26 protein-coding genes are annotated in these 21596 nt (G+C 48.7%); 15 read left to right on the top strand and 11 right to left on the bottom strand.

Annotated elements, in window-relative coordinates:
- Positions 1-54 precede the first annotated feature (54 nt).
- The 5 genes from RRV97_RS06985 to RRV97_RS06965 form a co-directional block, all read right to left on the bottom strand.
- Complete coding sequence (locus RRV97_RS06985; RefSeq protein WP_315611106.1) at positions 55-2445, bottom strand: GNAT family N-acetyltransferase; 2391 nt, start codon at positions 2443-2445, stop codon at positions 55-57.
- 55 nt (positions 2446-2500) lie between these two features.
- Positions 2501-3898, bottom strand: coding sequence for a HAMP domain-containing histidine kinase (locus tag RRV97_RS06980; RefSeq protein WP_315611105.1), 1398 nt, complete (start codon positions 3896-3898; stop codon positions 2501-2503).
- 15 nt (positions 3899-3913) lie between these two features.
- Complete coding sequence (misR, locus tag RRV97_RS06975) at positions 3914-4591, bottom strand: two-component system response regulator MisR (RefSeq protein WP_003748666.1); 678 nt, start codon at positions 4589-4591, stop codon at positions 3914-3916.
- Positions 4592-4797: 206 nt separating this feature from the next.
- Positions 4798-6630 (bottom strand): PglL family O-oligosaccharyltransferase, encoded by a 1833-nt coding sequence (locus tag RRV97_RS06970; RefSeq protein WP_315611104.1) that lies wholly within the window; start codon positions 6628-6630, stop codon positions 4798-4800.
- Positions 6627-6983: a DUF2069 domain-containing protein gene (locus RRV97_RS06965; protein WP_308904303.1), complete on the bottom strand. Its 357-nt coding sequence runs from the start codon at positions 6981-6983 to the stop codon at positions 6627-6629. Before RRV97_RS06965 ends, RRV97_RS06970 begins: the two co-directional genes overlap by 4 nt.
- Before the next feature lie 217 nt (positions 6984-7200).
- Between RRV97_RS06965 and hisC the strand changes: the two genes are divergently transcribed.
- The 15 genes from hisC (at position 7201) to RRV97_RS06890 (ending at position 18140) form a co-directional block, all read left to right on the top strand.
- The gene (gene hisC, locus RRV97_RS06960) at positions 7201-8286 is read left to right on the top strand and encodes a histidinol-phosphate transaminase (protein WP_315611103.1); all 1086 of its coding nucleotides are present in this window, start codon (positions 7201-7203) and stop codon (positions 8284-8286) included.
- Between the two features lie 18 nt (positions 8287-8304).
- The gene (hisB, locus tag RRV97_RS06955) at positions 8305-9261 is read left to right on the top strand and encodes an imidazoleglycerol-phosphate dehydratase HisB (protein ID WP_315611102.1); all 957 of its coding nucleotides are present in this window, start codon (positions 8305-8307) and stop codon (positions 9259-9261) included.
- Between the two features lie 168 nt (positions 9262-9429).
- Positions 9430-10074 carry an imidazole glycerol phosphate synthase subunit HisH gene (gene hisH, locus RRV97_RS06950; RefSeq protein ID WP_315611101.1) on the top strand — a complete coding sequence of 215 codons (645 nt, stop codon included), beginning with the start codon at positions 9430-9432 and terminating at the stop codon, positions 10072-10074.
- A 73-nt stretch (positions 10075-10147) separates the two neighbouring features.
- Positions 10148-10885 carry a 1-(5-phosphoribosyl)-5-[(5-phosphoribosylamino)methylideneamino]imidazole-4-carboxamide isomerase gene (gene hisA / locus RRV97_RS06945; protein WP_315611100.1) on the top strand — a complete coding sequence of 246 codons (738 nt, stop codon included), beginning with the start codon at positions 10148-10150 and terminating at the stop codon, positions 10883-10885.
- A 164-nt stretch (positions 10886-11049) separates the two neighbouring features.
- On the top strand, positions 11050-11367 hold the full coding sequence (locus tag RRV97_RS06940; RefSeq protein ID WP_036493171.1) for a hypothetical protein: 318 nt from the start codon (positions 11050-11052) through the stop codon (positions 11365-11367).
- A gap of 40 nt (positions 11368-11407) precedes the next feature.
- Positions 11408-12175, top strand: a complete 768-nt coding sequence (gene hisF, locus RRV97_RS06935; protein WP_315611099.1) for an imidazole glycerol phosphate synthase subunit HisF — start codon at positions 11408-11410, stop codon at positions 12173-12175.
- A 43-nt stretch (positions 12176-12218) separates the two neighbouring features.
- Positions 12219-12626 (top strand): phosphoribosyl-AMP cyclohydrolase, encoded by a 408-nt coding sequence (hisI, locus tag RRV97_RS06930; RefSeq protein ID WP_410505872.1) that lies wholly within the window; start codon positions 12219-12221, stop codon positions 12624-12626.
- A 31-nt stretch (positions 12627-12657) separates the two neighbouring features.
- A complete protein-coding gene (locus RRV97_RS06925; RefSeq protein ID WP_070712264.1) occupies positions 12658-12981 on the top strand; it encodes a phosphoribosyl-ATP diphosphatase in 324 nt (107 codons plus the stop codon).
- A 118-nt stretch (positions 12982-13099) separates the two neighbouring features.
- The gene (locus tag RRV97_RS06920) at positions 13100-13423 is read left to right on the top strand and encodes a histidine triad nucleotide-binding protein (RefSeq protein WP_049348603.1); all 324 of its coding nucleotides are present in this window, start codon (positions 13100-13102) and stop codon (positions 13421-13423) included.
- A 41-nt stretch (positions 13424-13464) separates the two neighbouring features.
- The gene (gene tatA, locus RRV97_RS06915) at positions 13465-13668 is read left to right on the top strand and encodes a Sec-independent protein translocase subunit TatA (protein WP_003679438.1); all 204 of its coding nucleotides are present in this window, start codon (positions 13465-13467) and stop codon (positions 13666-13668) included.
- 3 nt (positions 13669-13671) lie between these two features.
- Entirely contained in the window at positions 13672-14334 is a 663-nt protein-coding gene (gene tatB / locus RRV97_RS06910) for a Sec-independent protein translocase protein TatB (protein ID WP_004519655.1), read from the top strand.
- Between the two features lie 15 nt (positions 14335-14349).
- A complete protein-coding gene (gene tatC / locus RRV97_RS06905; RefSeq protein ID WP_070712267.1) occupies positions 14350-15126 on the top strand; it encodes a twin-arginine translocase subunit TatC in 777 nt (258 codons plus the stop codon).
- Positions 15127-15198: 72 nt separating this feature from the next.
- Positions 15199-15852 carry an oxygen-insensitive NAD(P)H nitroreductase gene (gene nfsB, locus RRV97_RS06900; RefSeq protein WP_315611098.1) on the top strand — a complete coding sequence of 218 codons (654 nt, stop codon included), beginning with the start codon at positions 15199-15201 and terminating at the stop codon, positions 15850-15852.
- Between the two features lie 292 nt (positions 15853-16144).
- A complete protein-coding gene (locus tag RRV97_RS06895; RefSeq protein WP_049322781.1) occupies positions 16145-17530 on the top strand; it encodes a GntP family permease in 1386 nt (461 codons plus the stop codon).
- A gap of 91 nt (positions 17531-17621) precedes the next feature.
- Entirely contained in the window at positions 17622-18140 is a 519-nt protein-coding gene (locus RRV97_RS06890) for a gluconokinase, GntK/IdnK-type (protein ID WP_315611097.1), read from the top strand.
- 59 nt (positions 18141-18199) lie between these two features.
- Here the strand turns inward: RRV97_RS06890 and dtd are convergent, their stop codons facing one another.
- The 6 genes from dtd to RRV97_RS06860 form a co-directional block, all read right to left on the bottom strand.
- On the bottom strand, positions 18200-18661 hold the full coding sequence (gene dtd / locus RRV97_RS06885; RefSeq protein ID WP_315611096.1) for a D-aminoacyl-tRNA deacylase: 462 nt from the start codon (positions 18659-18661) through the stop codon (positions 18200-18202).
- Between the two features lie 97 nt (positions 18662-18758).
- A complete protein-coding gene (locus tag RRV97_RS06880) occupies positions 18759-19523 on the bottom strand; it encodes a peptidylprolyl isomerase (RefSeq protein WP_315611095.1) in 765 nt (254 codons plus the stop codon).
- Between the two features lie 44 nt (positions 19524-19567).
- Positions 19568-20440 carry a peptidyl-prolyl cis-trans isomerase gene (locus tag RRV97_RS06875; RefSeq protein WP_315611094.1) on the bottom strand — a complete coding sequence of 291 codons (873 nt, stop codon included), beginning with the start codon at positions 20438-20440 and terminating at the stop codon, positions 19568-19570.
- A gap of 51 nt (positions 20441-20491) precedes the next feature.
- A complete protein-coding gene (locus RRV97_RS06870) occupies positions 20492-20764 on the bottom strand; it encodes a BolA family protein (protein WP_070814802.1) in 273 nt (90 codons plus the stop codon).
- Positions 20761-21051, bottom strand: coding sequence for a YciI family protein (locus tag RRV97_RS06865; protein WP_004519663.1), 291 nt, complete (start codon positions 21049-21051; stop codon positions 20761-20763). Before RRV97_RS06865 ends, RRV97_RS06870 begins: the two co-directional genes overlap by 4 nt.
- A complete protein-coding gene (locus RRV97_RS06860) occupies positions 21051-21584 on the bottom strand; it encodes a septation protein A (protein ID WP_315611093.1) in 534 nt (177 codons plus the stop codon). The genes RRV97_RS06865 and RRV97_RS06860 overlap by 1 nt, the downstream gene beginning before the upstream one ends.
- Positions 21585-21596 lie beyond the last annotated feature (12 nt).

Raw genomic sequence — 21596 nt, 5'->3', positions numbered from 1 at the left:
CGGATATATAGAAACCGCTAATTTTAGGATATTTCACACGGGTTATGCAAGTTTTTATTTGTTTTTGTTGCTGTTTTGCCATTCGTTCAAATCGAGGCTGGCTTGATACAGGCCGCGGTCGGTTTCCGATGGGGTGACGGTAAATCCTGATTTTTCAGCGAGTTTGAGCATCGGTGTGTTTTCTTTGAGGATTTCCGCATTCATGGTTTGGTAACCTTGCTGTGTGGCAGTTTGGATAATCAGGCTCATCATTTTGCCGGCCAAGCCGGTTTTGCGTGCTTCAGGCGCTAAAGTAATGCCGAACTCGCACTCATTGCGATTGATGCGGCTGTAGCGGCTGACTGCGACGATACGGCCGTCTGAAGTGAAGGCTGCCCACGCGCATTCGGTATGGAAATCAGGGCGTGTCAGCCGTGCGAGCGTTGGCAGTGGCAACTCGTTGGTATGGGTCATGAAGCGCGTATAGCGGTCGGCCGCCGGTAATTGGCGGACAAATTTTTGTTTGGCTTCTGCATCTTCAGGCTCTAATGCACGGATGTGCAGTGTGTTGCCGTCGGGCAGGGTAAATGTATCGGTTCGGCTCGGATAGGGTGCGAGTACGTTTTGTATCTCGGGCGTTTCGGTTTTAGGGTGCAGCAGTTCGGAAGCGGCTTCGCCGGTGTTGCGTAGGAATTCGGCTGCGGTCGGATTTTTTTGCTGGAGGTAGGCGGCGGCGCTTTGCATTTTGGCGGCTGCCTGTTCCAAGGTTTGGACGGCTTTTTTTGGGATTTTGGTTGTTGGTGCAACAGGTTTTCCCATGATTTCGGGAATGATGGTGCTGGTGTATTGGTTGCCATTGTAGTTGAGGATAATGTCGCCGATATGCTGGTTATTGTGGATAAGCGTGTTTAGGGAATGCAGGAATTGATTGAGAACGGAAGTGTTGTCGAGTTCTGCAAACTGGCTTAAACGCTTGATATCGAGCGTGGTAAAGGGAGGTAATGCGGCTTCGGTTTTGCCGTTGTAATGGGCGGTAAGGATGTTGCCGTAAATGGCATGGCGGCTGAATCGGAATTGGACGGCATGGTGTTTTTGGGTTTGGCACGGAGGCAGGTATAGGGCTTCCGCCATTAGTTCGGTTTGGCCGGATGCAATGGCTTTATCGACACTTTTGCTTTTAGGTGTTTTCAGACGGCCTGTTTTGGCTGGGGCAGGGGTATTTTGCACTTGTTGCAAATAGGCGGTTTGATTGCGGAAATAAAGTGTCAGTAAGGCTTCTTCCGGGGTGTTAAACCGAGTCAGGCCGTCTGAAAAACGATAGCTGACGAGAATGGGCTTGCTGGTTTTTTGTGCCAAATTATCCAGAGTTTGATGAATGCTGTACGCATCCGGCGTATCTGGCGAAATAATGCCGAGCAGGGCTTGAGTATGCGGATTTTGTAATTGTTCGAGCGCCAGACGGTGGATGCGTGCAGGTGTGGGGTTGCTGCCGATGCAGCCTTGTTGGATGGATGGTGCGTCGGTTGGAAGGTTGAGAGTCAATTGGCAGGCATCGGCGGTGCTGCGCAGCCATTCTATCGGCGTATCGGACAATATGGTGGGATGGGTAATGACGGGAATGCCGGAAAGATGGGCTTTTAAGGCTGCTTCAAGTTCGTTGGTATTGAATACCGGCAGGAAGTTGCAATGGCGGCTGAGGCTGTGTAGGACGGCTTTGTCTGTGTCGTCGGTGTAATGTGTGGACAACAGGATAAGCGGGGTGTGGCGTGTAAAGTGTCGGATGGCGCTGAACAGCTCGCGTTGGTTTTCGGCCGGATTGTAGTGGATGACGGCAACTTTGGTATGGCGGTTGTGGCCGAAGCGGTTGAGCCAGTCGGCGGAGGTGGTGGGGCTTAGGTTGTAGTTGAGGCTGATGTGGCGCGATACGCCTTGATGCATTGTGTTCAGCAGATGGTTGATGTTGCGGCTGACAGTGCTGTGGCCGGTGAGTAATGCGATATGGCCGGCCGGATAGTCGGCTTGGGTGCCGATATTGAGATTGAGTGAGGGAAGTTGGACGCCTGCGCTGTTACACACGCTGATGTTTAATTCGTCGCCGTGATATTTTTGAATGATGGAACGGGCGTTTTTGCAGGATTCGGGCGGCAGGTTCTCCCAATCTTGGATCAGGATAATGTGGCGCAGGCCTTTTTTGCGGCAGGCTTTGAACAGTGTGTCGTAATGGTCGTGCGGGATGACGGCGACAACTAGGTCGGCCCGGCCTGGAATTTTGCTGAGGCTGGAGTAGGAAGGGAGGCCGGCGACGCTGCTGTGGCGGAGATTGACGGGCGTGATTTTGCCTTGATATGAGGAACCGAGCAGGTGGCTGAAAATGCGTTCACCAAGGCTGTGCGGACGTTCGCTGGCGCCGACAAGGATGATGTGTTCGGGCATGAAGAAGTAGCCGGTTTGGACGGTTGCATTCATGATGGTTCCTTATTTGTGTTTTGGGCCGTCTGAAGAGTTTCAGACGGCCTTATTTTTAGGCTTCTTTTTTGTCTCCGGCTTTCTTTTTGGGAAGGATGAAACGCATCCTCAGGCCGTTGGGTTTGATGTTTTCAGCAATGATTTTGCCGCAGTGCTGTTCCATGATGTGTTGCGTCAAGGCAAGCCCTAAACCTGTACCGGGCTTGTGTGCGCTGGAGTCGGCGCGATAAAAGGCAGTGAAAATATGCGGAAGCTGCATTTCATCTACGCCAGGCCCGTTGTCGGTAACATCGATAATCCAGTTTTTGCCGTCTTGTCCGATATGGGTTTGAATGGTGCTGCCTTCCGGACTGTAATTGATGGCATTGCGGATAACGTTGTCAAAGGCACGGTATAGATAGCCTTCGTTGGCGCTGACCACGGCATTTTCAGGGATTTTTGGGTCAATGCTCAGGGTAACGCTTTGGTTGTTTTGGTGAGCAATGCTTTGGTTGTCCTCAATCAAGTTGGTTAAGAACGGAACGAGTTTGAGGTTTTCTTTTTCCAAAGGAATATTGGAAGTCTCTAGGCGGGAGAGGGTCAATAATTCACCTACCAAAGTATCCATGCGCACCAATTCGCCTTCAAGCCGCTTGAGGTATTGCTCTTGTTTTTGCGGCTGAGATTGAATCAGGCCGACAATTGCCTGCATGCGCGCCAGCGGCGAGCGCATTTCATGAGAAACGTGGTGGAGCAAATGACGCTCTTTGGCCACAAGTTTTTCCAATTTTTCGGCCATTTTGTCGAACTGCACGGCAAGGTGGGACAATTCGTCGTCACGATCGTCAACTTGTTGGGAAATACGGGTTTCGAGTTCGCCGTTGGCTACTCTGTCCATGCCGCCGCCAAGAATTTTAATGGGCTTGGTGATGTTGTTGGCAAGGATATATGCCATCAAGAGGCCGACGATGATGATGAAAGACAGAATGATAAATTCGTGCCAAATCGGCGAGAGCGGCAGGCCGGGAATGAAAAGCGGGCTGGGCAGGCGTTGGGCTTGATGGTTGTCCCAGCCTTTAATGAAGAAGAGGTATTCTTCGCCGAAACGGTCGTATTCGATGTGTGCCAAATCAGATTCGGGGTTGTTGATGGCAAAGATACGGGCGCGTTCGATGGAGAGGCTGTCAATGTCGCGGCCTAAAATATCTTTTTTATCGTCGCCGGCAATGACATAAACGGCATTGGAAACCGGATTGTTTTTCCATTCGGAAAGAATTTCGCGCGCACCGCTGTCTCCGCGTGAGTTAAATGCGGAAATGATGCTGCTCATCAATGTGGTTTCGATGGTGCGGCGTTGGTTGAATTGGTTTTCGGCGAGGGTGTTTTGTACCAGCCAAAATGAAAAACTCGCCACAAAGATTGCGCAGACGATGACTGCGCAAAATGTGGCGAAGATGCGTTGAAACAGTTTCATTGATCTGTTTAATCTTTAGTTTTTAACAAACAGGTAGCCTAAGCCGCGTACAGTTTGAATCAGGGAAGCATCGCCCAATTTGTGGCGGATGCTGGAGATGTGTACGTCGATGCTGCGGTCAAATTTAGCCAGTTTGCGGTCGAGTGCCTCGATGGACAGGGTCTCTTTGCTGACGACTTGTCCGGCGTGGCGCATCAAAACTTCGAGCAGGTTGAACTCGGTGCTGGTCAACTCGAGCGGAGTGTCTTTGATGCTGGCTTGGCGTTTGGCCGGGTACAAAACGACGTCGCTGACAGAAATGCTGTTAGGCGCGTTGTTTTGTTCGTTGCTGTGTTGCGCACGGCGCAGGATGGCGTTGATGCGTGCCAAGAGTTCGCGCGGTGTGCATGGTTTCGGAACATAATCGTCCGCACCCATTTCCAGACCGATGATGCGGTCGATATCGTCGCCTTTCGCGGTCAGCATGATGATGGGTACGGTGCTTTGGGTGCGTACGTTTTTCAGTACGTCCAAACCGTTCATTTTAGGCATCATGGAGTCTAATACGACGACATCGTATTGTCCGGTCAGAATTTCTTGAACGCCGGCTTCGCCGTCGGGAACGCTATGAACGTTGAGGCCTTCGGCGGTCAGGTATTCGGTCAGCAATTCGGTCAAGAGAGCATCGTCATCTACGAGTAATACGCGACTCATGGGATTTCCTTTTCGTGATTGTATGCGCCGCGGTACTAAATGGCAGTACGGCGCTTAAAATAGAGTTGTGTTCAATCTTAACATGCAATCTGCTTTTGTTGATAGCGTAATTTTCTGTGCTTTTGCGCTTTTTTGCATAGAAACTCGCTGCTCTTTACATTTTCAGACGGCCTGTAAGGACAAACTGACAATTGAGTGTGTTTTGTTTAGGGTTTGTCACATGATTTGGCAGTTTGGTGTTTCGGTGCGTTGATGAAATCTTTGCAATCGGACAAAAGTTTGGGCAGCAGTGGGGCGAATGCCGGGTGGCTGCGTATTTTGTCGGCGTAGAAATACATCATATAAGGATAATAATATTGCACTGCCTGCATCCATTGCGCACCTTCTTCTTTTTTGCCTTGTCGGTAGAGGTAGAGGCCGACTTGATAGGCGCTGGAGTAGGGGCGGTAGGTCAGGGCTTTGAGTGCGGCTTCTTCTGCCCACGGGCGGATGTAGGCATCGGTCGGATCTGCACGTTTGCTCAAGCTCAAATCGGCGTAATAGGCAAGCATGGGGCTTTCTTTGGAAAGTCGTTGCAAGCCGTCGATCTTGTTTTGAACCGTTTGCTGATCATCGGTTTTTCCTACACGGCTATATTGGGTCAGATTTTGATATTCCCAGCTGAGGTTTGCTATGCCGATTAAAATCGATAAAGCAGCTATACCGCCTGTCCACTGTCTGATTCGGCTAGATAAAGGGCCGTCTGAAACATCTTTCGGATAAGAAGGTGTCAACGACAGAATCAGGCTGAATACGGTGAGGAAGTAGATATACCAAAGAGGATATTCAAGCATGCTGTGGCAAAGGCTGACGGCGGCGGCAGTCAGTAAAAACAGCGAGGCCGGCGTTTGGTTTTTGCCCAACAGCCGCCACACGGCTGCAAGCAGGGTTAAGGCTGCAAGCAAGGTGCCGGCAAAGCCCATTTCGGACAATAACTGCATGACGATATTGTGCGAATGGGTAAACAGTACGCCGAGGATATTGTTGGGGAAATATTGTTGCTGGGCATTGATCAGAAAGGTTTGCTGGGCAAAGCTGTTCCAGCCATGGCCGAACCAAGGTGCGGATTGAAAGGCAATCCATGCCTTGCTCCATTCGATTTGGCGCATGGAGCCTTCAAAACCGCTGGTGCCTGCGCGTTCGACAGCGGTTTCGTATTTGATGTTGCCAAACAAATCCAACAGGCTGCCCATGCCGAATTGGAAAGCGGCGGCCAGGATGGCGGTCAGAAGAAAAATGCACAATGCGCGTTTGTGTTGGAAACGGGTACGCCAGAACCATAACGGCGTAATCAGGAATAGGGCGGCAATGTAGCCTAAGATAGTGCGCGAGTTGACAAGGCCGAGGGTTGCAGTCAATGCCAATACGAACAGAAAACCTGCTACATTGGACATTTTACGCGCTGTCCATAAATAGGATGCCGCCAAAATGCCCCACATTAAATAATGTCCCAAATGGTTGCGCTGGCCGAGTTGGCCGTTTACGGTGCCGCTGCTTCGGGCAATGATGCCGTTCAACCATTCTACGTTGGACCAGCCTTTAAATTGCAGCCAGACGATGGCGGCCTGTATGGTTGCCCCTATCAATAAAGACCAAGCAAAGATGCTGACGATGCGTTCTTGCCCGTAAGCTGCTACCCAGCCGCGAACCGACCATGCGCCCAGTGCCAAAATGACAAAGGTCCAGGCAGTGATGTCGCTCATACCGGGGTAGGTGGAATGCATGAAGCGCGCTTGGAGCGACCAGAATGCGGCCATGGCAAACAAACCGATGCTGAGTGCGGGAAGGCGGATATTCAGCAGGCCTTTGTGTGCGCTAATCAATGTCAGTACCAATGAGCCGCTCAGTGAAATGGCTTCCAGATAAAAGCTGGGTAGTGGGCCGACTCGGTAGAGTGAGAGAAAAGGGACGGCGCAAATCCAAAGAAAACTGAGCCATAAAGGCCAAAAGGTTTTTACTGAAGATTCGGCCAGGCCGTCTGAAAGTGTGTGGTAGGTCATTTTGATGTATGTTTTTGTTGTTTGATAAATGCAAGGCAGCCGAGGAAAAAAGCAATGCACAATAATACGGAAATAGCGGCGCAAATCCGGCTGGCAACGGCTGTGTCTGCCAGGCGCATACAGGCTTCGGCAAAGTAAATCAGAATCAGCATGGAGCTGTATTGGTAAGTGTAGATGCGTTTTTTCAAAATGCCGGTCAACGGCAGGCACAAAGGTAGGGCTTTCAGTGCCAGCCATGAGCCGCCTTCGCGTAATGGCGCGATCCATAATTCCCATGATAAGGAAAGCAAAATCAAAAGGATAAGACTTATGGAAGTTGCAAGGTAAGGTAACGGGGAGCGAGTATTGTTCACAATATAAAGGGCGTAAGCCGTACTGGAAAACTTGAAATTATACCGCTAAAAATGCGGGGGCAGCCAAGAATATTGCTTAAGGATATTCAAGAAAGAATTTATTGTTTTTCTTTAAATTAATGAAACTTTATCCTGTTTTATAGTCTTATTAATATATTTTTCTAATAATAATTGTGCTATTATTATAAATGCTTTATCTTAGGAGGATAAGATAACCATGAATCGCGTTGCTGACGTTATCCGTGATGATATTAAAGTAATGACAGCTTATCAGGTTGCCGATTTGCCGGAAGGTTTTATTAAGTTGGACGCCATGGAGTGTCCGCATCATCCTTTCGCCGGATATGAATCTTTGTTGTCAGAATGGGCGGATATAGTAAAAGAAGCCCCGATTCATTTGTATCCTCATACGGCCAAGAGCGGGATTTATGAAGAATTAAGGGAAGTCTTCGGTATTCCCGGCAAGGCGGAAATCGCATTGGGCAACGGCTCCGACGAGCTTATCCAGTTTTTGACCATGCTGGTTGCCAAACCCAATGCGTGTGTATTGGGTATTGAGCCAAGTTTTGTTATGTATCGTCATAATGCCGCGCTTTATGGCATGGAATATGTCGGTGTTCCCTTAAATCCGGATTTCACTTTAAATCTTCCTGCCGTTTTGTCCGCGATTGAGCAACATCAGCCGTCATTAATTTTTATTGCCTATCCCAATAACCCTACCGGCGTGTGCTTTAAACGAGAAGAAGTAGAGGCGGTTGTTCGCGCGGCAACCGGCATTGTGGTTGTTGATGAGGCATATGGCGCATTTCATCATGACAGTTTCCTTCCGTGGGCGGGAGAAGTTGAAAATCTGGTCGTAATGCGTACTATCAGCAAAATCGGTTTTGCCGGATTGCGGATGGGGTATGCGGCGGCAAGCCCGAGCATTATTGGAGAGTTGGCTAAAATCCTGCCGCCTTACAATATGAATCAATTGAGTTTGGCGGCGGCGAAATTCTCATTGAAACATCATCCAATCATTCAGCAAAACATTGATACACTAAAAAACGAGCGTTCGCGCGTAATGAATGAATTGTTGAAAATAAACCGTTTGCAAGTTTTTCCGAGCGAAGCCAACTTTATTACCGTTCGCGTTCCTGATGCGGACGGACTGTTTGAAACATTGAAGCAAAACCGCATACTGATTAAAAAACTGCATGGAAGCCATCCGCTTTTAGATCAGTGTGTCCGCGTAACCATAGGCTCGGCAGCGCAAAATGATACCGTCTTGGCCGTTATTAAAAACCTTTACCCCAATCTTTGATTTCAAGGAACTATTATCATGAACAAAGCTCAACTGCATTTGACCAATTTTCTGTTGCTGGTTGAAGAAGCCGGCTCATTGACCAAACTCGCACGCGCGTGCGGTTATGAAAACTCCGCCTCCCTGTCTCAGCTCAAACGCCGTTTGGAACAACAAGCAGGTGATGAGTCTGCGCGCGGCATTCGTCCGAGCCTGGCTGCGAAGTTGGAATCCGGTATGCACAAACGCAAAGGCTGGCTGAACCGTGATCACAGCAAAGACCAAGAAAAAGCAGCAGCGGTTGAAGCGGCGCGTTTGGAAAAACAAACTGTCGAAGTGGCCGGAACTGGTGTTTCAACCGAAGGCCGTTTTGTTACCGTTACCCGCAATACCAGCGAAACCCAAATCACCGTCAGCCTCAATCTTGACGGTAGCGGCAAATACCGCTTTGACATCGGCGTTCCTTTCCTTGAGCATATGCTTGCCCAAGTAGCACGTCACGGTTTGATTGACTTGGATATTACCTGCAAAGGCGATTTGCACATTGACGACCATCACACCGTTGAAGACATCGGTATCGTGGTGGGTCAGGGACTGAAACAAGCGCTTGGCAATAAAGCCGGCATTACCCGTTACGGCCATGCCTATGTTCCGTTGGATGAAGCATTGAGCCGTGTGGTCATCGACCTTTCCGGCCGCCCCGGTTTGGTATACAACATCGACTTTACCCGCGCCCTGATCGGCCGTTTTGACGTCGATTTGTTTGAAGAATTTTTCCACGGCCTTGTGAACCACAGCATGATGACCTTGCACATCGATAATTTGAGCGGCCGTAATGCGCACCATCAAGCTGAGACTGTTTTCAAAGCCTTCGGCCGCGCCCTGCGCATGGCAGTCGAATACGATCCGCGCATGATTGGTCAAACGCCTTCTACCAAAGGCACGCTGAGCGAAGAATCTGTTCAAGAAGAAGCGGAAGCCGCATCTGAAGAATAAGGCAGCGTTTGAATGAATAAAGGCCGTCTGAAACCGATTGGGATTTCAGACGGCCTTTTATTATTCGTTTTGTATAGTGGCAATATTTTGTTTTAAACCATCTTTTGCTACAATCATTCTTATTATTATATTAATCATTAAATGGTTCAGACGGCCTGAGGAGAAGCAATGAAAGTAGCGATTGTCGATTATGGAATGGGAAACCTGCATTCAGTGTTGAAATCGGTTCAGGCGGCGCAGGTCTTGTCCAAGCAAAATGCCGAGGTTTATCTGACTTCGCAACCCGAAGAAGTGATGGCAGCGGATAAGGTTATCTTTCCGGGGCAGGGCGCCATGCCGGACTGTATGTCTGCGCTGAAGGCCAGCGGTTTGGGCGAGGCAGTTTCAGACGGCCTGAAAAACAAGCCGTTTTTTGGAATTTGCGTAGGTGCTCAATTATTGTTTGAACACAGCGAAGAAGGCGATACAGATGGTTTGGGTTGGTTTGAAGGCCAAGTCAAACGGTTTTTGCCCAATCAGACCGATGCGCAAGGAGGCCGTCTGAAAGTGCCGCATATGGGCTGGAATACAGTACGTCAAACCTGCCCGCATCCTTTGTTTCAAGACATTGGGCAGAACGAGTATTTTTATTTTGTTCACAGCTATTATTTTGCACCGAAAAATGAAGAGATTGTTTTAGGCGTCAGCGAATATCCGAATGAATTTGCCTGCATTGTCGGTCAAGACAATGTGTTTGCCACACAGTTTCACACGGAAAAAAGTCATCAGGCAGGATTATTGCTGCTGCGGAATTTTTTAAATTGGCAGATTTGAGGTTTTTAACATAAATCTGCTAAAAATCGCTAATTTGTGTAAAATATACTGAAACTGAATAGAGGAGAAAAAAATGCTGTTGATACCTGCCATTGATTTGAAAGAAGGACGTTGTGTCCGCTTGAAACAAGGTTTGATGGAGCAGGCGACGGTGTTTTCCGATTCGCCGGCGGAGATGGCTTTGCATTGGCGCAACCAAGGCGCACGCCGTTTGCATTTGGTTGATTTGAACGGCGCATTCGCAGGCGTTCCTCAAAATTTTCCGGCGATTAAAGAAATTTTGGCCGCCGTGGCCAAAGATATTCCAGTACAGCTTGGCGGCGGCATCCGTGATTTGGAAACCATTGAAAAGTATTTGGATTTGGGTCTGACTGATGTGATTATCGGCACGGCTGCGGTAAAAAATCCTGAATTTGTGCGCGAAGCATGCAAGGAATTTCCGGGGCAGATTATCGTCGGCTTGGATGCTAAAGACGGCATGGTGGCGATAGACGGTTGGGCAACGGTAACGGAACATCATGTCGTCGATTTGGCCCAACGTTTTGAAGACGATGGCGTCAACAGCATTATTTACACCGATATCGGCCGCGACGGCATGATGAACGGCGTGAATATCGAAGCTACCGTCAAATTGGCTCAATCCGTGAATATCCCGATTATCGCTTCCGGCGGTTTGACGAATTTGGATGATATTCGCGCATTGTGTGCCGTCGAAAAAGAAGGCGTGAGCGGAGCGATTACCGGCCGTGCAATTTACGAGGGAAGCATTGATTTTGCACAGGCGCAAAAACTGGCCGATTCTTTGGCTTAAGTGTGTCGGATTATGCGGATAAGACCTTGCAGGCCATTAAAACGCAGCGGCTGACGCAGCACACAAAAATGCACTCAAAGGGATTGCCTGTATAGGTCATGGGTTTATATCTATTTGAAATAATTATAAAAACAACCCAATCGATATTTTATTAAGGGATTAGTATGCTTGAAGCGTTTGTTTTGGGTTTTTGGATTATCTGGTCATCTGACCGAGAAGTGTATCCGCTAAGCGAAAGTTTGTGGTTTACATTGATTGCAGTGATATTGCGGCAGCTGACGGCGTTTGATTTGCCGATTATCGATACCTATTGGATGATTTTCAACGGGATAATATGGGCATTTGCCGGGTTGATTTTCGCCATTGTCGGCCGTATCGACAGCAATTTTATTATTTCCTGCGTGTTGGCGATGATGGCCGGTATCGGTTATTTTCAATTGTTGCAACATTTGCCGGATTGGTTGGGCAAATTTTTGGCCTGACGGTTTCAGACGGCCTGATAACGGATAAGAGGTATTGGGTATGGCATTGGCAAAACGAATTATTCCTTGTCTGGATGTAAAAGACGGCCGCGTGGTAAAAGGCATCAACTTTTTGGGTTTGCGCGATGCAGGCAATCCGGTTGACGTTGCCAAACGCTACAATGATGAAGGTGCGGATGAGTTGACCTTTTTGGACATTACCGCTTCCAGCGACAACCGCGATACTATTTTGCACGTTATCGAGGCGGTCGCTTCGCAAGTTTTTATTCCGTTGACAGTCGGCGGCGGTGTGCGTACGGTTGCCGATATCCGCCGCCTGCTCAATGCCGGTGCCGATAAGGCCAGCATCAATACGGCTGCCGTAACCAATCCTGATTTGGTCAACGAAGCGGCCGGTTTTTTTGGTTCTCAGGCGATTGTCGTTGCTGTCGATGCCAAAGCGGTCAACACTGAAAACACCCGTTGGGAAATCTTTACCCACGGCGGACGTAATCCGACCGGTTTGGACGCGTTGGAATGGGCTGTCGAAATGCAGCGGCGCGGCGCAGGCGAGATTTTGCTGACCAGCATGGACCGGGACGGTACCAAACAAGGTTTCAACCTGTCTTTGACACGCGCGGTCAGCGAAGCGGTCGATATTCCGGTCATTGCTTCCGGCGGCGTCGGTTCGGTTCAACACTTGGTGGACGGTATTAAAGAAGGGAAGGCCGATGCGGTATTGGCCGCCAGTATTTTCCACTTTGGCGAAGCGAGTATCCGCGAAGCGAAACTGGCCATGCGTGAAGCAGGAATCGAAGTGCGTTTGTGATTGCTATCCAAAGGCCGTCTGAAAATATGGGAGAAAAACGCGAATGTCGAACATAAACGAAACGCTGCTGAATGCCGTAAAATTTGATGAAAAAGGCTTGGTTTGCGCGATTGCCCAAGATTGGCAGACACGCCGTGTGCTGATGGTTGCCTGGATGAACGCAGAAGCCCTGCAAAAAACCGTAGAAACCGGTTTTGCCCACTATTACAGCCGTTCCCGCCAAAAACAATGGATGAAGGGCGAAGAGTCCGGGCATACGCAAAAAGTACACGAATTGCGCCTAGATTGCGATGGCGACGCTGTGGTTATGTTGATTGAACAAAACGGCGGCATTGCCTGTCATACCGGGCGCGAAAGCTGCTTTTATAAAGTTTGGCAAGATGGCGCATGGCAGACAGTGGATGCCGTGTTGAAAGACGAAGAAGCAATTTACGGACATAAACATTCTTAAGGCTGTCTGAAAGAAATAAGAGAAACCGACCATGACCGATACCATCCTTACCCAAATTCAAAACGTCATCGATTCGCGCAGAGGCGGCGATCCCGATGCTTCTTACGTTGCCCAACTGTTGCACAAAGGCGAAGACAAAATTTTGAAAAAAGTCATCGAGGAAGCGGGTGAAACCTTGATGGCCTCTAAAGATGGCGGCGGAGAACATTTGGTTTACGAAGTGGCGGATTTGTGGTTTCACACCATGGTTTTATTGGCGCATCACGGATTGCGCGCCGAAGATGTGGTCAACGAGCTTGCGCGCCGTCAAGGTTTGTCGGGATTGGTGGAAAAAGCTTCTCGCAAAGAATCTTGAATTTATATTACAATCCCGTATTTGACCTGTTTCAGAATCCGTCTCTTGGGGCAAAAACGATTTCACTTTGTTTGGCGAAACCCGTTACGCCCGTTTTCAGACGGCCATTGGAGCCATTATGGATAATTGTATTTTCTGCAAAATCGCCGCCAAAGATATTCCGGCACAAACCGTTTATGAAGACGATGAGATGCTTTGTTTCAAAGACATCCGCCCTGCCGCGCCGGTACATCTGCTGCTGATTCCGAAAGTACACTTCGATTCACTGGCACACGCCACTGCCGAACATCAAACCCTGTTGGGTAAAATGATGTTGAAAGTCCCTCAAATCGCCCGAGAGGCAGGTTTGACAGACGGTTTCAAAACCTTGATCAACACAGGCAAAGGCGGCGGACAGGAAGTCTTCCACCTGCATATCCATATCATGGGTACGCCCGCATAATTATTATCTCTTTTTAAATTAAACAAATTCAAGGATTTATCATGGGTAGCTTCTCTCTTTGGCACTGGATTATCGTACTGATTATCGTCGTTTTGGTATTCGGTACCAAAAAATTGCGTAACGTTGGCAAAGACCTCGGCGGCGCAGTGCATGACTTCAAACAAGGCCTGAACGAAGGTACAGACGGCAAAGATGCCAAAAAAGACGAAGTCATCGAACACAAAAAAGACGAAGACAAAGCATAATCCATGTTTGATTTCGGTTTGGGCGAATTGCTGCTGGTCGGCGTTGTCGCCCTGATAGTGTTAGGCCCCGAACGTCTGCCGCAAGCCGCGCGCACGGCCGGGCGTTTGGTCGGTAAATTGCAAGGCTTCGTCAACAACGTCAAGCAGGAGCTCAATACTCAGGCTGAGTTGGATGAATTGCGCAAAGTCAAGCAGGAATTTGAAGCCGCCGCTTCGGAGTTTCGCGACGGTATCAAAGACTTGGGCGATGATGCACAAAAAAATCTGAATGATATTTCAGACGGCCTCAAGCCTTGGGAGCGCCTACCCGAACAAAAAACGCCAGCTGATTTTGGTGTGGACGAGTTCGGTAATCCTCTGCCTGATTTGGCTTCAAGCAGCACTGAAAATGAAAGTGCGGCCCAAGTTCCTGAAGAGGGTGGGGCAGCACAAACTCAAGAGCCTGTCGGGGCTGAAAATGCCGAGTCCGAGCAAGACCGTGCTTGGCGTGAGTATTTGACCGCATCGGTTTCCCCCGCTCCGGCGGTTGAAGTCAGCTATGTCGAAGCTCCTGCCGCCGATGTTCCTCCGCTGCATACGACATCTCTGCGTAAGCAGGCGATGAGCCGCAAGCGCGATATGCGCCCGAAATTCCACGCCAAACCCAAACTGCGCGTCCGTAAGTAAAAAGTGAGTCAACCGGTGTCCGAACCTCAACACGAACAACCCGTCCAACCGCTTATCGAGCATCTTCTCGAGCTGCGCCGCCGCATGATGTGGATCGTCATCGGCATCGTCGTCTGCTTCTTGGGCATGATGCCGTTTGCCCAGCAGCTCTATACTTTTGTTGCTGAACCATTGATGGCCAATCTGCCTAAAGATACCAGCATGATTGCGACCGATGTGATCGCGCCGTTTTTTGTGCCGGTGAAGGTTACCTTGATGGCGGCGTTTCTGCTGTCCTTGCCGCACACGCTGTATCAAGTTTGGGCGTTTGTCGCCCCGGCCTTATACCAAAACGAAAAGCGTTTGATTACGCCGCTGGTGTTGTCCAGCGTAACACTTTTCTTCGTCGGTATGGCGTTTGCCTATTTTCTGGTGTTTCCCGTTATTTTCAAATTCTTGGCCGGTGTAACCCCTGTCGGCGTCAATATGGCGACCGATATCGACAAATACCTATCCTTTATTTTGGGCATGTTTGTCGCATTCGGTACGACGTTTGAAGTGCCCGTCGTTGTGGTATTGCTTGCAAAAATGGGCATTGTTTCGACCGCTCAGCTTAAGAACGCCCGTCCGTATGTTATCGTGGGTGCGTTTATCGTTGCCGCAATCATCACGCCGCCTGACGTGATTTCTCAAACCCTGCTTGCCGTTCCGTTGATTCTGCTCTACGAAGCAGGTATTTGGTTCAGCCGTTTTGCCAAGGCCAAAACGCAGCAGGAAGATGAGGATACACCGCAACCGCCGGCGGAAATTTGAGAATAAAGGCCGTCTGAAGGATTTTTCAGACGGCCTTTGTGTTTATGACAGTTTTAAATTTTAAGGAGCAACATGATGAATGTTCAGGATATCGTACAAAAACGTTACAGCACCAAATCTTTTGATGCCTCCAAAAAAATTTCAGCCGAAGATTTTGCCCAAATCGAAGCGGCACTGCGCTACAGTCCTTCCAGCGTCAATATCCAACCTTGGCATTTTGTGATTACAGATAATGAAGTAGGAAAGGCACGGGTAGCTAAATCTGCAGAAAATTTTCCGTACAACCTGCCCAAAATCATTAACGCTTCTCATGTAATCGTATTTGCGGCGCGGGTGCATGCCGATGAGGACTATTTGGCAGGCGTGTTGGAACAGGAAGATAAAGACGGACGTTTTGCTACGGCCGAAAATAAGCAAATGGGCGATAATGCGCGCCGTACTTTCTTGGGTATCCACCGCAAGCAAATGCAAGACGAAACCCAATGGTTGTCGAGACAAGTTCATATTAATTTGGGCTTTACCCTGTTTGCCACCGCGGCCTTGGGTGTGGATGCCGTTCCGTTGGAAGGGGTGGATATGGCTGTTTTGGATCAAGAATTTGGTTTGGCTGAAAAAGGTTATCGTGCTGTTGCCGTTGTCGCATTGGGCTATCGCGCCGAAGATGATTTTAATGCCAAATTGCCGAAATCACGTTTGGAAAACGAGGTAATTTTTACTAAGGTATAACCGAGGGGCTTGGTTTCAGATCATTGAAAAAAGCCATCTGTTTCTATCTTATTGAGAAGCGTAATGTCAGGCCGTCTGAAAATAAACTACTTTTCAGACGGCCTTTTTATTGTTCTTGTTTTTCTTTGTCCTCCTTATTTTCAAGCATCTTACAAAAAGGGTTTGGAAAAATAGGTGCTTATATTTTGGCCGGATTCAGCCGTACGATTTCATGGGTAAATGTGTTATCGTATTCATATATGTTAAAAAACATTAATAAATTTGTATTTTTCTTACAGAAAAAGGCTTCAAAATGGATGGTTGGACTCAAACGCTGAGTGCCGGTACTTTGCTCGGTATTGCGGCAGCAGCAATTTTGCTGATTTTGATTTTAATTGTGAAACTGCGTGTTCATGCTTTGCTGACGTTGGTATTGGTCAGCCTGCTGACTGCTATCGTAACAGGCCTGCCTATGGGCAGTATCGTCAATGATGTGTTGGTCAAAAACTTTGGCGGCACGCTCGGCAGCGTGGCGTTGCTGGTCGGTTTGGGCGCAATGCTCGGCCGTTTGGTAGAAACTTCCGGCGGGGCCCAGTCTTTGGCGGATGCGCTGATTCGGATTTTTGGTGAAAAACGTGCGCCGTTTGCCTTAGGCGTGGCTTCTTTGATTTTCGGTTTTCCGATTTTCTTTGATGCTGGTTTGGTGGTGATGTTGCCGATTGTGTTTGCAACGGCACGCCGCATGAAGCAAACTGTCTTGCCCTATGCGTTGGCATCTATTGGCGCATTTTCCGTCATGCACGTTTTCCTGCCGCCTCATCCCGGCCCGATTGCTGCTTCTGAATTTTATGGCGCAAACATCGGTCAACTGCTGATTTTGGGTTTGCCTGTTACCTTGATTACTTGGTATTTCAGCGGCTATTTATTGGGTAAAGTTTTGGGTCGCAGCATTCATGTGCCCGTTCCTGATCTGATCAGCGGTGGTACACAAGATAACGACCAACCGAAAGCGCCTGCAAAAGCATCTACGGTCATCGGCATTATGCTGATTCCTATGTTGTTGATTTTCTTGAATACTGGTTTGTCTACTTTGATCAGCGAGAAAATGGTTAGTGCGGATGAAGGCTGGGTGCAGTTTGCACGAATGCTCGGTTCGACACCGATTGCTTTGCTGATTTCTGTTTTGGTGGCCCTGTATGTATTGGGTAGCAAACGTGGCGAAAAAGCCAGCGCTTTGGAGAAAACCATTGATGGCGCATTGGGTCCGGTTTGTTCGGTTATTTTGATTACCGGTGCGGGCGGTATGTTTGGCGGCGTATTGCGTGCTTCCGGTATCGGTAAGGCTTTGGCTGACAGCATGGCTGACTTGGGTATTCCTGTTTTACTGGGCTGTTTCTTGGTGGCTTTGGCTTTGCGTATTGCGCAAGGTTCTGCGACCGTTGCATTGACTACCGCTGCCGCATTAATGGCACCGGCCGTTGCGGCGGCAGGTTTCAGCGATTGGCAGATTACTTGCGTGGTATTGGCGACGGCGGCGGGTTCTGTCGGTTGCAGCCACTTTAACGACTCAGGCTTCTGGCTTGTCGGCCGTCTGTTGGATATGGATGTGCCGACGACCTTGAAGACATGGACGGTCAACCAAACACTTATCGCACTCATCGGTTTTGCTTTATCGTCAGTGTTGTTTATCTTGGTTTAATCGAAAACGGCCGGCGGATAGTGTTTTTGAGATAACACAATCCGCCTGTTTTCAAATACCGTTAAAATCCAGATAAACAAGGAGTAGAAAAATGACGACACATTTTGTCATGATGGGCGTGTGCGGTTGCGGTAAAACCACGGCCGCACTCTCATTACAAAAATATCTTGATCAATGTCCCTATGCCGAAGGCGATGATTTTCATACCCAAGCTAACCGCGACAAGATGGGTGCCGGTATTCCGCTGACGGATGAAGACCGCTATCCTTGGCTAGGCAATTTGCGTGACTGGATGACGGAGCAGGCAAAAAACGGGGAAAAATATTCCATCGTTACTTGTTCCGCACTCAAGCATCACTATCGCGATATTCTGCGTGGTGTGGAAGGGAAAGTGGCTTTTATCCATCTGACTCCGCCTCAAGCAATCAATCTCGAACGTATGCTGTCGCGTCAGGGGCATTATATGAAAGCCGGAATGCTGGATTCGCAGCTGGAGATTTTGGAAGAGCTGGGTGCGGATGAGTACGGCGTTAAAATCGACAATCCGGGTACGCCTGAAGCCGTTGAGGCAGATATTGTGAACTGGGTAAAAGCGCAAGGCTTGATTTAGTGATGATCAGAAATGAAAAGGTCGTCTGAAAGATTTCAGACGGCCTTTTTTGATGGGGTTTAGAATGTTTTTTGCGAATCAAGCAATAAGGTAACCGGCCCGTCATTGCAAAGGGATACCTGCATATGGGTTTGGAATCTGCCGGTTTCGACTGTCAAGCCATGTTCGCGCAAAAGTTGTGCGGTGTATTGATAAAGTTTATCCGCTTGTTCAGCAGGAGCGGCATTGGAGAAGGACGGACGGCGGCCGATGCGCGCATTGGCGTAAAGGGTAAATTGGGAAACCAATAATATCGAGCCGCCGACATCTTTGAGCGATAAATTTAATTTGCCGTTTTCGTCTTCAAAGATACGCAGGTTGGCGGTTTTATCCGCAATGTATTTGGCGTCTGCTTCCGTATCGGCGTGGGTAACACCGAGCAATATCATAAATCCGTTGTCGATTTTGCCGCAGGTTTCGCGGGAGTTTTCGGACAAAACGTCAACTTTGGCTTGGGTAACTTTTTGAATAACGGCGCGCATGATGTTTTTGAATAAAAAAAGTTTGTAAAAAAGGGCGTAAAGACACGCCCTTTGGGTTTGAGTATGGTTTCAGACGGCCTGAAACCATTGAATTAATTTACGGATTAATGCCGTTGTCTTTCAAGATACGTTCGATCTGATTCTCGACTTTTTGTCGTTTGACAGCTTGGGCAAGCTGATTACGCACCAGTTCGAAAGGTTTGGCTTTAGGATCGCGTTCTACTGCACTGAGTTTAAACAGGTAAAAACGGTTTCCTATTACAACCGGTTCATGCGTTACATCGCCTCGGTTCATGCCGGCAAAAGCGGTAGCCAGTTGAGGTGCAAGCTGTTGCGGAGAGATGAAGCCGTCGAATTTTTGTTCGGGGTTGGGATAGCGCTTCATCAGCTCTTCGAATGACAAGCCTTTGAGCAGCAGTTCTTGCGCGGCGCGTACTTCGTCGGCTGAGGCAAAGCTGACTTGTTGCAGCTTGATAATGCGTGTTTGCTGGTCGTAGAAACGGCGCAACTCGGCATCGTCAACTGCGGTTTGACGTTCTAAATAAGCGGCGTATTGGTTGGCATAGAACTCAGCTTCAACGTTTTTAAATTGATTCTGTACTTCCGCATCTTTGTCCAAACCAGCTTTAAAGGCTTCATTTTTCAAGATTTCCAAAGTCTGCAAGCGTGTAACCACATCTTTGCGGATTGCCTGACCATCGGGTTTGGCAGTCTGGTTGGGATGCTGGTCGGCCTGTCTCAATACTTCGGCAACCATGCTGTCGATGCGGGCGGGATCGATTTCAGGTGCTTTGGCGGTTGCCAAGCCGACGGTTGATAGGGTGAGGATGGCCAAAACGGCAGTTTTGGGCTTGATGTTCATGTGAGTTCCTTATTGCCCGCCGCCATCACGGCGGGCACGTTATATTATTTGTTGACTTTGATGCTGGCTTTTTTCAGCAATGATTGAATGGCCGCATCAACACGGGCTGCCTGTAAGTCGCTGCCAATCTCGTTTTTAGCGGCTTCGTAAGAAGGTACGGTAACGTTGCGACGGTCATTGACGTAGAAAACGGCGTACAAATTACCGTTTTGCAGCGGCGTTTTAGTGTGCGCGCCTTTTTTCAGGTCTTTGACGGCTGCATAAAGCGGAGGTGCTGATTCTTGCAAATCTTTGAGCGGAACATAAGCTTTAGGGATGCCGCCGGCTTTTTTGGCTGCTTCATCAATTGAATACTGGTTCAATACCGAAGCAAAGCTTTTTTTCGCGTCCAAGTCGGCAATGGCTTTTTGGGCATTGCTGTTGCTGTCGGTTACGATTTCACCCAGTTGGACTTCTTGGGTGCCTTTATAGAAGTTGCTGAAATCATTGTAAGCAGCTTTGACGTCTTTTTCTTGAACAGGAAATTGGCGGATGATGTGTGCCGCGAAAGCTTGGCCTAGCAAGTCATTTTCAAAAGCCGCCCATTCGGTTTTGAATGTGGGCTTTTTATCCGCTCCTTGCTTGGCGGCATCGGCACGTGCTTGCTCCAATGCAGCTTTGAATTCTGCGCTTTGATCCAGTTTTAATTTTTTGGCTTCTTGGGTAACAACAGTGCTGATAACTTGGCGCTCAGTCAGCATTTGACGCAATTCAGGCGTATCTTGAATGTTAGGGTTGCTGGCGCGTACGGAAGCAACTTGGTCATCTATAACGCTGCTGTCGATGGCTTGGCCGTTGACGGTAACCAAAGTTTGGGCAAACAGGGTGCCGGAAGTCAGGGCGATCATCAAGGCTGAAGCAAAGTAGGTTTTTTTCATCGTATTTCTCTTCTAAATTAATGATTGGAAATCAAAGTTTGGGCGGTAATCTTAATGGAAGTATTCGTCCGGCGTGGTTGCTTTGATGCTGAGCGCATGAATCAGGCCGTCTGAAAACAAGTCTTGTAAAAGCTGCTTAATCATACGTTGCCGCTGGAGGCGGCCGATATTTTCAAATGCGTTGCTGACCACCAATATCGCATAATGCCCGCCGCCTTTATTGCCGGCATGACCGGCGTGCAGATGGCTCTCATCTTCAAAATCGAAGAACTCAGGCTCAAGCGTCCGCAGGCGTTCCTCAATAATTTGACGCATATTGCTCATTTGAACACGGCTTTAAAGGGTTTAATCAATACTTCTGCGTATACGCCGGCATCGACGTAAGGGTCTTGTTCTGCCCATTCTTGTGCAGCGTCCAAAGATTCAAATTGAGCCACAATCAGGCTGCCGGAAACGCGTTCCGGATTATCTGGTAAAGGATTGGGGCCTGCAGTCAGCAGACGGCCTTGCGCTTTCAATTCTTCCAAGCGTGCCAAATGAGCAGGGCGGGCCGCCATGCGTGCTTCGTGGACATCTTCGGCATCAGTGGCCAAAAGCATGAAATATTCCATTATTGATCCTCCTTAGGCTGGAAACGCATCAGATACATACCCTGTGCGATGGAAAAAATGATTGTGAAACCCAATGTGCCGAACAGTTTGTAATTGACCCATTGGTTTGGAAAATACGTAAAGACAAAGAGATTGGCAGCCCCCATAAAAATCAGGAAGCCAATCCATACATAAGTCAGGCGTGTCCATACAAAATCAGGGAGCTGCATTTCTTTGCCCATGACGGCTTTAAGCCCGTTTTTACCGGCAAGATGGCTGAACAGCATGACGATTGCGCCGATCCAAAACAGAACGGTCGGTTTCCACATGATAAAGCGGTTGTCTTTCAGCAGAATTGTTGCGCCGCCAAAAAAGACAATCAAAATCAGGCTGACCCATTGCATGGTGTCCAGTTTGCGGTGCTTCCAAAAGGTCAGCGCAGCTTGGGCTATGCCGACTACAACCGCAACAGCCGTTGCAGCAATCATGTCTTTGGTGATGATGTATGTAATGAAAAATAAGAATACGGCGAATAAGTCGCTCAAAACTTTCATATGTTAATGATG

This window comes from Neisseria sp. DTU_2021_1001991_1_SI_NGA_ILE_055 (assembly GCF_032342915.1).
Classification (GTDB): Bacteria; Pseudomonadota; Gammaproteobacteria; order Burkholderiales; family Neisseriaceae; genus Neisseria.
This window is presented reverse-complemented; position numbering and strand designations above follow the sequence as displayed.